This is a genomic window from Lactobacillus sp. OTU4228, from assembly GCF_001006945.1.
Classification (GTDB): Bacteria; Bacillota; Bacilli; order Lactobacillales; family Lactobacillaceae; genus Lactobacillus; species Lactobacillus amylovorus.
The window spans coordinates 23,924-35,277 of record NZ_CDLD01000033.1 but is presented as its reverse complement, the minus strand read 5'-3'; the positions used below and the strand labels follow the sequence as shown (position 1 = coordinate 35,277).

Here is an 11,354-nt window from a genome sequence, read left to right as displayed (position 1 = left end):
CCATTTTTAAATAAATGGAGGCCTTTTTATATTTTGACTATGACAAATGTAAGGTAAGCGTCAAATAACAGAGTGTATTGAAAAAACCGTTCTAGTTTGATTTTCTAGAACGGCTTTCTTCTCATATTCTCTATTTACACATCTTTTGAATCTCTTTTTGCCATGGCAAATAAGCTTCTAGTGCCTCCGAGTTTAAGCTCTCCTCGTTAGGCAGCTTTTGAAGCAGGCAATTTAAATATTTTTCTGGATCTAGTCCATGTCTTTTGGCTGTTTCAATCAAGCTCAAAATGATGCCGCTCGTCTGTGCACCGGCAAAACTTTGCGAGAACAGCCAGTTCTTGCGTCCCATCACCAGCGACTTGACAGCACGTTTGGCCATAGTTCCAAGCGGCCATCGAGCAATACATGTTCAAAGCTTTCCTGATGTTTTAAGGCATAATTGATTGCACGGCCGAGTTTGGAGCCGGGCAATACAGAAATCTCCTGCCGCCTGCACCAGTCAAAGAAGTCTTCCATTAGCTGCTTTAACTGTTCCTGTCGGGTTTGATATCGTTCTTCGTTGCTTAAATGTTCCCATTCTTTTTCTAGACGGAACATTTGCGTGCAGTATTTCCAACCCTGTTTGGCAATTGATTTATCAGAGGCATTTTGCGGTACCGCTTCAAAGAACTTTCTTCTCACATGGGCCCAACAGCCAACTAGGGTAGCTTCAGGTAATCGCTGGTAAGCCTGCCACATGTCGCAATGCAAGAAGCCGGCGTAAGCGCCTAAGAAGTCAAGCGCTACTTGACCGCTGCGATGCGGATTATGATGATAAAGCGTAATGCCATGTTTATCATGCCTGCCGGAAAGGAAAACCCAATAATAGGTTTTAGCTGTTTTGCTTTCTAAGACCTTATAGTAAGTTTCATCGGCATGCAAAACAGGTTGGGTTAACAGCTTTGTTTTAAGCCGGTCATACATTGGCTTAAAGTAGTACTCTGTACTCTTTAACCCCCAGTTGTTTAAGTGTTGGCGTGAAATATTCAGTCCCATTTTCCGCCAATAGCTTTCCTGGCGATAGTCCGGGACTTTCATTTCATACTTTTGATATAGGGTATGGGCAATAATTGAAGCCGAACTCAGGCTATGGTTTAGCGGTGCTTTAGGCACTACAGCTTTAATGATTTTGTCGTTCAGTTTTTTACTGCTGCAGTATAGGCACTTATAAGCATGTTGGATATGTGATCTGAGCCGGGATAAACAATAATTATTTTCTTACCGGGTAAGCCGCTAGTAGATCTGCCTGTTTCTTTTGATGAGCCCGTCTTTTATAAGTAATAGTCTGAACGGCGGCATCGGGGACGCTCTCCGTCATCCGAGTCTTGTTTTTCCTCATCAAACAGGTTTAGCTGGCCGCTTAGCGGCATTTGTTCCGATGACTTGCCATAACGCTTTTGCGTTAAGTAAGCTACTTGTTCACGGAGAAGCTTGATCTCATCAGTTAGATTTTGAATAGTAGTTGCTTGTTGAGCGATGATCTTTTCTAAGTTTTCTTCTGACATGATTGATAACTTCCCTCCAAATTTATTAGTTAAAAGAATACCAAAAAAGCACGCAATATCAACTCTTAGTAGAAACTGCGTGCTTTTGTATTCTTTATTTTAGGGTTGATTGCAAAACCGTTCATTAACCAGTCGACCTGCTCAGAAGAGAGAGCCTGGACCTGAAAAGGATCAAGTTGAAACTGTTCCTTTATTAGGCAAGCCAGCCCATCAAGGTCTTTGCGCAGGTCGGTTTTGCCGCAAACAAGATAGACTTGGCCCAAGTCACAAAGATTAATCATGATAAGACCTTTTCCAAGAGTTTATCCATCAATTCGGGATCTATACTGCTGTAGAAGTCTAACTCTAGATCATTCTTCTTTAAACTAAGCAACAGATTATTCCGCGGTGAACGAGACCTTTGGGGTCTTTGCGGCTATTTGAGTGCTACAATCGGATGTTGTTTTTCGGACATATTATTAACCTCCATTAATTTGATAAATTAATGGAGGTTAATACACTCTGTTATTTGACGCTTACGATCTATTTAATGCATTATTTAAGCATGTAATCTCTAGTCATTGGCAAGTTCTTACCAGAAGGGCCCTTGGTAAGCAAGTATTGGATGACATCGATATTGCCTGATTCAAATGAAGCAGCACAAGCATTTAAGTACATGTCCCACATGCGAGTGAAACGTTCACCCATTTTATCTTCAACTTGATCGCGAACAGCGTTGAAGTTCTTGTCCCAAATTTCAAGAGTTCTTTGGTAGTGACGACGAAGAGTTTCCATATCAGTAATTTGCAAGCCACTATCAACGATATCGCCGACGATTTCTTGTAAACCTGGAATGTAACCACCTGGGAAGATGTATTTGTTAATCCAAGCGTTAGTAGCACCGCCTTGTTGACGAGTAATACCGTGGATTAAAGCGACACCATCTTTGTTTAAGTACTTGTAAACATCTGCGAAGTACTTAGGTAAGTTTTCTGAACCAACGTGTTCAAACATACCAACTGAAGTTACGTAATCCCAGGTTTGATCACCAAGTTCACGGTAGTCTTCAAGTCTAACTTCAGCTACATCTTGCAAGTTTTCATCGTAGATACGCTTTTGTACTAATTTGTATTGTTCTTCACTCAAAGTAACACCGGTAACCTTAAGGCCGTATTCCTTAGCAGCGGTGAGCATTAATGTACCCCAACCACAACCGATGTCGAGTAAAGTCTTGCCTTTTTGTGGGTTTAATTTGTTTAAAATGTGGTGAACTTTAGCAATTTGAGCTTGTTCAAGGTCATTTTCATTACCATCTTCAAAGTAAGCACAAGAGTAAGTCAAAGTTGGATCAAGCCATAACTTGTAGAAGTCGTTACCGATATCGTAGTGGCTTTGTACGTCTTCTTCACTTTGCTTTTCAGTGTGCTTTTGCTTTGGTAAAAATTTGCGGAACTTTGAAGAACGCATGAAACTGTCGGCACTTTCGTAAGCACCAAAAATTAATTTTTGAATATCCCCATGGATTTCAATTTTCTTATCCATGTATCCTTCACCAAGTGCGAGTGAAGCATTTCTAGTAATGTCGCCCATAGGGATCTTTTCGTTAAAGACAATTTCGATTTCAGGAGTACCATTACCGTAGACTTCGCTTTTACCGTCCCAGTAGGTTACTTTAACGGGAAAAGGGAAGGACTTGCTAAGCATCATTTTGTAAAATGTTTTTTCTAACAATTATCTTTCCTCCAATAATTATCAAACCTAACTACTTATTTTAACACTAAAAAAATTTATGCAATAAAAAATACTCAGCTAATGATCATAGTTTAAAGAAATGTCCATTAACTGAGTATTATATTATTTTGCAACATAGTGGAAGTTAGGATTTAATTCCTTATCAAGTTGATCCCAGGCATCTTCCAACTGTTTATAAATAATTTGTTCATTTTCGTGAGTTAACTTGGTCTTTTTATCAATCGTAATTGGATTACCGAAGTTAACTTCCATTGGCTTTCTTTTGAGTAATCCTTTAAAAGATAATGGGCCTTGGTAGACTACTGGAACCATTGGCTTTTTTGACATCTTAGAAATTACCAATGCACCGCCTTTTAATTCGGCAGAGTGTCTAGTTCCCGAAGGAAAGATAATTAATGAAAGATTGCCTTTTCTTAATCCTTTAACTGGAATTTTTAAAGCAGATGGACCTGGATTTTTACGGTCTACTGGGAAAGCATGCGCATGATTTAAAATGAAGCGCAAAACTGGATTTTTGAATAATTCAATTTTGGCCATGAACATAAATTCCATTGGACTAGCGCCAAGAGCAAACAAAAGTGGTTCCCACCAAGTACGGTGCGGTGCAACTAAAATATAATTGCCTTTAGGCAGGCGATCCTTATGATGAACGTGCAAGTGTCCGTTTAGCACCCAAACGATGAAGCGGACAATGGGGCGAATAATTTTATAAAACATTTTGTCCTCCAATTTGTTCTAAGTTATTATAAAAATATATAGATAAGAAAGGCAAATATTTTTATGGTTGAGCTTAAAGATAATGAACGAATCGATTACATGTACAGCGATAGTTTGCGGATTATCCAAGATAAAACTGCCTTTAGTTTTTCAATGGATACCTTGCTTTTAGCATATTGGGCTAAAGGATTAATTCGAGACCGAGATAAAGTGGCAGATCTTTGTGCAGGTAATTGTGCGGCTACTATCTATATGGCATATTTTAATCGGGCACACTATGATGCAATTGAAATTCAGGACGAAATATATTCTCAAGCTGTTCGTTCAATTGAATTAAATGATATGGAAAATCGAATTTCAGTTTATAAGGACAATGTCTTAAATGCTCCTAAATTTTTACGTAAGGATAGCTATGATGTCGTAACTGTAAATCCTCCTTATTTTAAAGCACCAAAAGGGCACGAAGTTAATCCAGATCGAAAAAAGGCAATTGCGCGTCATGAATTACTAATCGATTTGGAACACATTATTGCAGTGGCAAGCGGCCTTCTTAAGATGAAGGGAAAAATGTTTATGGTGCATCGACCCGAAAGATTAGGAGAAATATGCTACTACTGTATGAAGTACGATTTAAGCGTCAAGCTAGTTCAACCTTTTGTTTCTCATCGCGGTGAAAACACTAATTTAATTATTGTGGAAGCTGTTAAGCATACGGGAACAGATGGCACAGAGTTGAGGGATGCAATTGAAGTTCATGATCAAAATGGTGAATTTCAACCAATTATTCAACGGATTGTGCGTGAGACCGATGAAGATCGAGCAAAGCACGATGCAAAAGGTAAATATTACTTTTATGTATTGCTTTGCAATGATGGTAGTTTTTATGGCGGCTTTACGAACGATCTTGAGCACCGTTTAAAAATGCATAATGAAGGTAAGGGTGCTAAGTATACTAAAGCTAGACGACCAGTGCGGATGATTTACCATGAACAATTTGATGATAAAAGATTGGCACTCAAGAGAGAGTATTGGTTTAAGCATCATTCTCGCAGCTGGAAAGAGAAATTTTTACGGGATCATAATATTAAATTTTAGTCTTGTCAGATTGACTAAAATCTTGTAGAATAGTCAAGTATGCTGTGTAAGCATAAGTAAAAAACACATCAAGAGCGATCATCATCGTGGTGCCCTAGGTAGTGGTTAGATGATGAAACGAACGCTTGAGAGGATTTAAAACCATAGGAGGAATTAAATATGGCAGACGTTGTTACTATGAAGCAATTGCTTGAAGCTGGTGTCCACTTCGGTCACCAAACTAGAAGATGGAACCCAAAGATGGCTCCTTACATTTTCACTCAAAGAAATGGTATCTACATCATTGACTTGCAAAAGACTATCAAGATGTTAGATGATGCTTACAACTTCATGAAGGCTGTTGCACAAGACGGCGGCGTATTCTTGTTTGTAGGTACTAAGAAGCAAGCTCAAGACTCAATTGCTGAAGAAGCAACTCGTGCAGGTCAATACTACGTAAACCAACGTTGGTTAGGTGGTACTTTGACTAACTGGACTACTATTCAAAGTCGTGTTAGAAGATTAAAGCAATTAAAGGAAATGTCACAAGACGGTACCTTCGATGTATTACCAAAGAAGGAAGTTGCACTTTTAACTAAGGAAATGGACAAGCTTGAAAAATTCTTAGGCGGTATCGAAGACATGCCAAGAATTCCAGATGTATTGTTCGTAGTAGACCCTAAGAAGGAAAAGATCGCTGTTCACGAAGCTAACATTTTGGGTATCCCAGTTGTAGCTATGGTTGACACCAACACTGATCCAGACCCAATCGACGTTGTTATTCCTTCAAACGATGACGCTATCCGTGCTATCCGCTTAATCGCTGGTGCAATGGCAGACGCTATCGTTGAAGGCAAGCAAGGTCAAGATGACGAAACTGTTGAAGTAGACTTCAAAGAAAATGCTGATGGTTCAGACGAAATCGTTAGCGCTGAAGAAAACCCAGAAGACTAGTTTTTACTGTTAGTTCTGTAGGAGGACATATTAATGGCAATTACTGCAAAGCAAGTTAAGGAATTACGTGAACGTACCGGTGCTGGCGTTATGGACGCTAAGAAGGCATTGGTAGAAGTTGACGGTGACATGGACAAGGCCATTGAATACCTTCACGATAAAGGTATGGCTAAGGCTGCTAAGAAGGCAGACCGCGTTGCAGCCGAAGGTTTAACTGGCGTTTACGTTGCTGGTAACGTAGCAGCTATTACTGAAATCAACTCAGAAACTGACTTCGTTTCTCAAAACGAAAAATTCGTTAACTTAGTAAAGGGCGTTACTAAGACTATTGCCGAAGGCAAGCCTGCTAACGCTGAAGAAGCTAGCGAATTAAAGATGGAAGACGGCAAGACTTTATCACAAGCATTTGTTGACGCAACTGCTACTATTGGTGAAAAGATTGTTTTACGTCGTTTCGCATTGGAAAAGAAGAACGATGACCAAGAATTTGGTGCTTACCAACACAACGGTGGCCAAATCGGTGTTATCACTGTCTTAGAAGGTGCTGACGCTGCAACTGCTAAGCACTTAGCAATGCACATTGCTGCTATGAACCCTAAGGTTATCTCACCAGATGAATTAGATGATGACTTCATCACTGAACAATTGGCATTGATGAACCACAAGATCGACCAAGATAACGAAAGTCGTGCATTGGTACACAAGAAGCCATTACCACACCTTGTTTACGGTTCAGCAAAGCAATTGACTGATGAAGTTTTAGCTAAGGCTAAGGAAGACATCAAGGCTGAACTTAAAGAAGAAGGTAAGCCAGAAAAGATCTGGGATAGAATTATTCCTGGTAAGATGCAACGCTTCATCGATGACAACACTCAAGTTGACAAGCAATTTGCAGTTTTGTCACAAGATTACATCATGGACGACAGCAAGACTGTTGGCGAATTCTTGAAGGACAAGGGCGCTAAGTTAGTTTCATTCACTCGCTACGAAGTTGGCGAAGGTATTGAAAAGAAGCAAGAAGACTTTGCTGCTGAAGTTCGTGAACAAATGAAGTAGTTTTTACTACTATTAATGAAAGGAGGAGTACGTAAGTGCTCCTTCTTTTTTTATAAATTTTTATTGACTTTAATTAGTTGAAAGACATTAGATAGTTATATATGTTAGAATAATTAAAGCTATTAGAGGAGGGCATTATGAGTCAAGTTAAATATAATCGCATTATTTTAAAAATATCAGGTGAAGCCTTAGCCGGTGGCAAAGGTACTGGAATTAATCCAACTGTTATTGGTCACTTAGCTAAAGAAATTAAGTCTGTTCATGACTTAGGCGTAGAAATTGGTATCGTCTGCGGTGGCGGTAACATGTGGCGTGGTGAAACTGGCGCTAAGTTAGGCATGGAACGTGCTCAAGCCGACTACATGGGTATGCTTGCTACTATTATGAATGGTTTAGCTTTACAAGATGGTCTTGAAAAAGTTGGTGTTCCTACTAGAATGCAAACTTCAATTGAAATGAGACAAATTGCTGAACCTTACATTAGAAGAAGAGCATTGCGTCACCTTGAAAAAGGCCGTGTTGTAATCTTCGGTGGTGGTACTGGTAATCCATACTTCTCAACAGATACTACCGCTGCTTTACGTGCTGCCGAAATTGGTGCTGATGTAATTTTGATGGCTAAAAATGGTGTGGATGGTGTTTACTCAGCCGATCCTAAGGTAGATCCTTCAGCAACTAAGTTTAGTGAATTAACTCAACTTGATTTGATTTCAAAGAACTTAAAGGTAATGGACAGAACTGCAAGTTCATTGTCAATGGATACCGAAATCCCATTAATTGTATTTAACGTTAACACACCAGGCAACATTAAGAAGGTTGTTTTGGGTGAAAATATTGGTACTGTAATTAGAGGTAATAAATAATGAACAACGAAACTATTAAAAAAGCACAAGAAAATATGGATAAATCTATTAAGGTTTATCAAAAGAAGTTAGCTTCAATTCGTGCAGGTGTTGCCAACGCAGCTTTGCTTGATAATGTTCAAGTTCAATACTACGGTGCACCTACACCATTGACTCAAATGTCAAGTATTACTATTCCAGAACCACGTGTTTTATTGATTACTCCATACGACCAAAACAGTTTGGATGATATTGAACACGCACTTTTGGCTTCAAACCTTGGTTTAACTCCAGCAAACGATGGTAAGGTTATCAGATTGGTAATTCCACAACTTACTGGTGAAAGAAGAGAAGAAATTGCCAAGGAAGTTGGTAAGTACGCTGAAGAAGCAAAGATTGCCGTTAGAAACGTTCGTCGTGATGCCATGAACTCTTTGAAGAGAGAAGAAAAAGATGGCGACATTACCGAAGATGAACAACGCAACTTAGAAAAGCAAGTTCAAAAGGTTACTGATGGCGCAGCCAAGAAGATTGATCAACTTGCTGATGAAAAGCGTAAGGAAATTACTCAGGGTTAAACATGAGTAAGAAGGATAATGAATTAAATCATCTTGCCATCATTATGGATGGTAATGGTAGATGGGCTAAAAAACGCCATAAGCCGCGATTTGTTGGACACCGCGAAGGTATGGACAATGTTGAACGCATTACCTTAGCTGCTGATAAGTTGGGGATTAAGGTGCTTACTTTGTATGCCTTTTCTACTGAAAACTGGGCTAGACCTAAAGAAGAGGTGGCCTACTTGATGAACTTGCCTGTTCGCTTTTTTGATAAATATATGCCGACTTTAATGGAGAATAATGTTAAGGTCAACATTATGGGATATTTGGATGAACTTCCCGAAAAAACTTATCAAATTGTTCAACGAGCAATGGCAGAAACAGCCAATAATACTGGTTTAGTACTTAATTTTGCCTTTAATTATGGCTCAAGAAGAGAAATTACCTCTGCAATGCAAGAAATCGGTGGCTTAATTGAAGCTGGTGAACTAAAGAGCGAAGATATTACTGAAAAAATGATTTCCGATCATTTAATGACCGGTCATTTTGGTAAATACCAAGATCCTGATTTATTGATCAGAACTTCAGGTGAACAACGAATTTCTAATTTCTTGCTCTGGCAATTGGCTTATTCAGAATTGGCTTTCAGTGATAAAAACTGGCCTGACTTTGATGCAGATGATTTAAAACAATTTGTTAATGAATTTAAGCACCGTAACCGGCGCTTTGGTAAGGTAGACGAATCGGATAGTTAGTATGAAACAACGTGTAATTACGGCAGTTATTGCCTTAATCTTATTTATTCCAATTGTATTAGCAGGCGGTCTTTGGATGGACTGGCTGACTGTACTTTTTGCAGCAGTTGGTATTAGCGAAATCTTTTTAATGAAGAAACAACTTTTAGTATCATTTGATTTCGTATTAGCTCTGCTTGCAACTTTGACCTGGACTGTTCCAGACTCATTTTTCAAAGTATTCCCATCAAATATAACTAAGTTGGGTGTATTTTATGGCATTGTCATGATTTTCTTGACTTGGACTGTTCTTTCCAAGAACAAGACAACTTTTGATGATGTTGGTGTTTATGTTTTAGCAGCTCTTTATATTGGACTCGGCTTCCACTACATGGCCGCAATCAGAGCATACCCACAAAACGGTTTAGCTTTATTGGGTTATGTATTTGTAGTTGTTTGGTCAACTGATATTGGTGCATACATGATCGGTCGTAAGATCGGTAAGCATAAGTTATGGCCGGTAATTAGTCCTAACAAGACATGGGAAGGTTCTATTGGTGCCGTAATTTGTGCATTGATTTTTAGTGCAATCTATTTAGCAATTTTGAGTCACTTCAACATTACATTTGGCGTTTCGGAATTATCAATGGTTGGGTTGGCATTTATCCTTTCAATCGTTGGCCAAATGGGTGACTTGGTTGAATCAGCATACAAACGTTTTTATGGTGTTAAAGACTCAGGTAAGATCTTACCAGGTCACGGTGGTATCTTAGACCGTTTTGATAGTATGCTATTTGTATTGCCTGTTGTTGCAGCTATTTTAGGTATTGTACATTAGGAGAATTTTATTGAGAGGTATACTAATCTTTTTAGTCGTCTTTGGCTTACTTGTCTTTGTCCATGAATTTGGGCACTTCATTGTAGCTAAAAAGTCAGGTATTCTTGTCCGTGAATTTTCTATTGGTATGGGTCCAAAGCTCTTTCAGATTAGACGGAACCCTACGACGTATACTATTCGTTGGTTGCCATTAGGTGGTTATGTTCGTTTAGCAGGTTCTGATGATGAGAGCAAATTAGATCCGGGTATGACTGTAATCTTGCAGTTAAATGATCAAAACGAAGTTGTTAGAATTGATGCTTCTGAATCTGACATGCCCATTGAAGGAATTCCTGTACAAGTAACAAAGGCCGATTTGGTAGACAGCTTGATTATTGAAGGTTATGAAAACGGGGATGAAAATGATCCGGTTACTTATCATGTAAACCATGATGCTACTATCATTGAAAAGAATGGTACCGAATTAATCATCGCTCCACGTGATACTCAATTCAATCAAGCTAATGTTTGGCAAAAACTGGCAACCAATTTTGCCGGTCCTTTTATGAATATTTTGCTTGGTTTTGTAGTGTTCTTGATTTGGACATTTACTGTTCCAGGTCCGGCTACAACAACCATTGGCTCTACTGAAGCAAATTCTCCAGCCAGAAGTGCTAAAATTGAGCCTGGCGATAAAATCGTTGCGATTAATGGTCAAAAGATCGATAATTTTGATCAAGTATCCGCTAAAATTAATCAGAGCAATGGTAAAGAATTACGCTTTAAATTAGAGAAGAATGGCTCAAGTAGAACTGTGGCAGTAAAGCCAAAGGTTCATAAGATTCAAGGACAAAAAATTTACCAAATCGGTATTGTTGCCAAAAGCGATGAAAATGCTGGTGTTAAACTAAAGAGAGGCTGGGATACAGCCGTTTCAACTACAGGTTTAATTTTTAATGCAGTTGGTAATTTGTTTAGACACTTTAGTTTGAATAAATTGTCTGGCCCAGTTGGAATTTATTCTCAAACTTCTCAAGTTTCTCAAATGGGCTTTACTTATGTATTAGCCTTTTTGGGGATGATTTCAATTAACTTGGGAATCGTTAACTTAATTCCAATTCCAGGGTTAGACGGTGGTAAACTTTTATTGAACTTAATTGAATTAGTTCGTGGAAAGCCGATTTCAGAGGAACATGAGGCTATCGTCGAATTAATTGGCTTTGGTCTATTGTTAGTTTTGATCATTGCAGTTACAGGTAACGATATTTATCGCTACTTTATTAAATAAATATTTGTTAGTTAGTTTTGTTTTTACTTTAGGAGAT

General features: G+C 38.7%; 14 protein-coding genes. 8 read left to right on the top strand and 6 right to left on the bottom strand.

What is annotated here, in order from left to right; translation table 11 throughout:
- Positions 1–130 precede the first annotated feature (130 nt).
- The 6 genes from BN1206_RS10275 to BN1206_RS05985 all read right to left on the bottom strand — a co-directional run bounded on the left by BN1206_RS10275 (position 131) and on the right by BN1206_RS05985 (position 3,992).
- Entirely contained in the window at positions 131–379 is a 249-nt protein-coding gene (locus BN1206_RS10275) for a transposase domain-containing protein (protein ID WP_304413430.1), read from the bottom strand.
- A complete protein-coding gene (locus tag BN1206_RS09525; RefSeq protein ID WP_304413431.1) occupies positions 349–1,179 on the bottom strand; it encodes an IS66 family transposase in 831 nt (276 codons plus the stop codon). Before BN1206_RS09525 ends, BN1206_RS10275 begins: the two co-directional genes overlap by 31 nt.
- Before the next feature lie 131 nt (positions 1,180–1,310).
- Positions 1,311–1,544 (bottom strand): IS66 family transposase, encoded by a 234-nt coding sequence (locus BN1206_RS06000; RefSeq protein WP_052543050.1) that lies wholly within the window; start codon positions 1,542–1,544, stop codon positions 1,311–1,313.
- Between the two features lie 65 nt (positions 1,545–1,609).
- On the bottom strand, positions 1,610–1,825 hold the full coding sequence (gene tnpB / locus BN1206_RS05995) for an IS66 family insertion sequence element accessory protein TnpB (RefSeq protein WP_052543049.1): 216 nt from the start codon (positions 1,823–1,825) through the stop codon (positions 1,610–1,612).
- A 253-nt stretch (positions 1,826–2,078) separates the two neighbouring features.
- Positions 2,079–3,254, bottom strand: a complete 1,176-nt coding sequence (locus tag BN1206_RS05990; RefSeq protein WP_013438151.1) for an SAM-dependent methyltransferase — start codon at positions 3,252–3,254, stop codon at positions 2,079–2,081.
- A gap of 123 nt (positions 3,255–3,377) precedes the next feature.
- On the bottom strand, positions 3,378–3,992 hold the full coding sequence (locus BN1206_RS05985) for a lysophospholipid acyltransferase family protein (protein WP_013642138.1): 615 nt from the start codon (positions 3,990–3,992) through the stop codon (positions 3,378–3,380).
- A 63-nt stretch (positions 3,993–4,055) separates the two neighbouring features.
- On the opposite strand from BN1206_RS05985, the gene BN1206_RS05980 reads away from it, so the two are divergent.
- From BN1206_RS05980 to rseP, 8 genes are all read left to right on the top strand, one after another.
- Positions 4,056–5,087, top strand: a complete 1,032-nt coding sequence (locus BN1206_RS05980) for a GIY-YIG nuclease family protein (protein ID WP_052543048.1) — start codon at positions 4,056–4,058, stop codon at positions 5,085–5,087.
- 159 nt (positions 5,088–5,246) lie between these two features.
- A complete protein-coding gene (gene rpsB / locus BN1206_RS05975) occupies positions 5,247–6,020 on the top strand; it encodes a 30S ribosomal protein S2 (protein WP_013438148.1) in 774 nt (257 codons plus the stop codon).
- A 33-nt stretch (positions 6,021–6,053) separates the two neighbouring features.
- The gene (gene tsf / locus BN1206_RS05970; protein WP_052543047.1) at positions 6,054–7,076 is read left to right on the top strand and encodes a translation elongation factor Ts; all 1,023 of its coding nucleotides are present in this window, start codon (positions 6,054–6,056) and stop codon (positions 7,074–7,076) included.
- Between the two features lie 137 nt (positions 7,077–7,213).
- Positions 7,214–7,939: a UMP kinase gene (gene pyrH / locus BN1206_RS05965; RefSeq protein WP_052543046.1), complete on the top strand. Its 726-nt coding sequence runs from the start codon at positions 7,214–7,216 to the stop codon at positions 7,937–7,939.
- Positions 7,939–8,496, top strand: coding sequence for a ribosome recycling factor (gene frr, locus BN1206_RS05960; protein WP_052543045.1), 558 nt, complete (start codon positions 7,939–7,941; stop codon positions 8,494–8,496). The genes pyrH and frr overlap by 1 nt, the downstream gene beginning before the upstream one ends.
- Before the next feature lie 2 nt (positions 8,497–8,498).
- Entirely contained in the window at positions 8,499–9,233 is a 735-nt protein-coding gene (locus BN1206_RS05955) for an isoprenyl transferase (RefSeq protein WP_013438144.1), read from the top strand.
- 1 nt (position 9,234) lies between these two features.
- The gene (locus BN1206_RS05950) at positions 9,235–10,050 is read left to right on the top strand and encodes a phosphatidate cytidylyltransferase (RefSeq protein WP_013438143.1); all 816 of its coding nucleotides are present in this window, start codon (positions 9,235–9,237) and stop codon (positions 10,048–10,050) included.
- Between the two features lie 10 nt (positions 10,051–10,060).
- On the top strand, positions 10,061–11,317 hold the full coding sequence (gene rseP / locus BN1206_RS05945) for an RIP metalloprotease RseP (protein ID WP_013642133.1): 1,257 nt from the start codon (positions 10,061–10,063) through the stop codon (positions 11,315–11,317).
- The last annotated feature ends 37 nt before the right edge of the window (positions 11,318–11,354 follow it).

Bases quoted from the DNA above. Each gene is read 5' to 3' on its own strand.
- BN1206_RS10275 (WP_304413430.1), bottom strand. From the start codon at position 379: ATGGCCAAACGTGCTGTCAAGTCGCTGGTGATGGGACGCAAGAACTGG.
- BN1206_RS06000 (WP_052543050.1), bottom strand. From the start codon at position 1,544: ATGTCAGAAGAAAACTTAGAAAAGATCATCGCTCAACAAGCAACTACT.
- tnpB (WP_052543049.1), bottom strand. From the start codon at position 1,825: ATGATTAATCTTTGTGACTTGGGCCAAGTCTATCTTGTTTGCGGCAAA.
- BN1206_RS05985 (WP_013642138.1), bottom strand. From the start codon at position 3,992: ATGTTTTATAAAATTATTCGCCCCATTGTCCGCTTCATCGTTTGGGTG.
- BN1206_RS05980 (WP_052543048.1), top strand. From the start codon at position 4,056: ATGGTTGAGCTTAAAGATAATGAACGAATCGATTACATGTACAGCGAT.
- rpsB (WP_013438148.1), top strand. From the start codon at position 5,247: ATGGCAGACGTTGTTACTATGAAGCAATTGCTTGAAGCTGGTGTCCAC.
- tsf (WP_052543047.1), top strand. From the start codon at position 6,054: ATGGCAATTACTGCAAAGCAAGTTAAGGAATTACGTGAACGTACCGGT.
- pyrH (WP_052543046.1), top strand. From the start codon at position 7,214: ATGAGTCAAGTTAAATATAATCGCATTATTTTAAAAATATCAGGTGAA.
- frr (WP_052543045.1), top strand. From the start codon at position 7,939: ATGAACAACGAAACTATTAAAAAAGCACAAGAAAATATGGATAAATCT.
- BN1206_RS05955 (WP_013438144.1), top strand. From the start codon at position 8,499: ATGAGTAAGAAGGATAATGAATTAAATCATCTTGCCATCATTATGGAT.
- BN1206_RS05950 (WP_013438143.1), top strand. From the start codon at position 9,235: ATGAAACAACGTGTAATTACGGCAGTTATTGCCTTAATCTTATTTATT.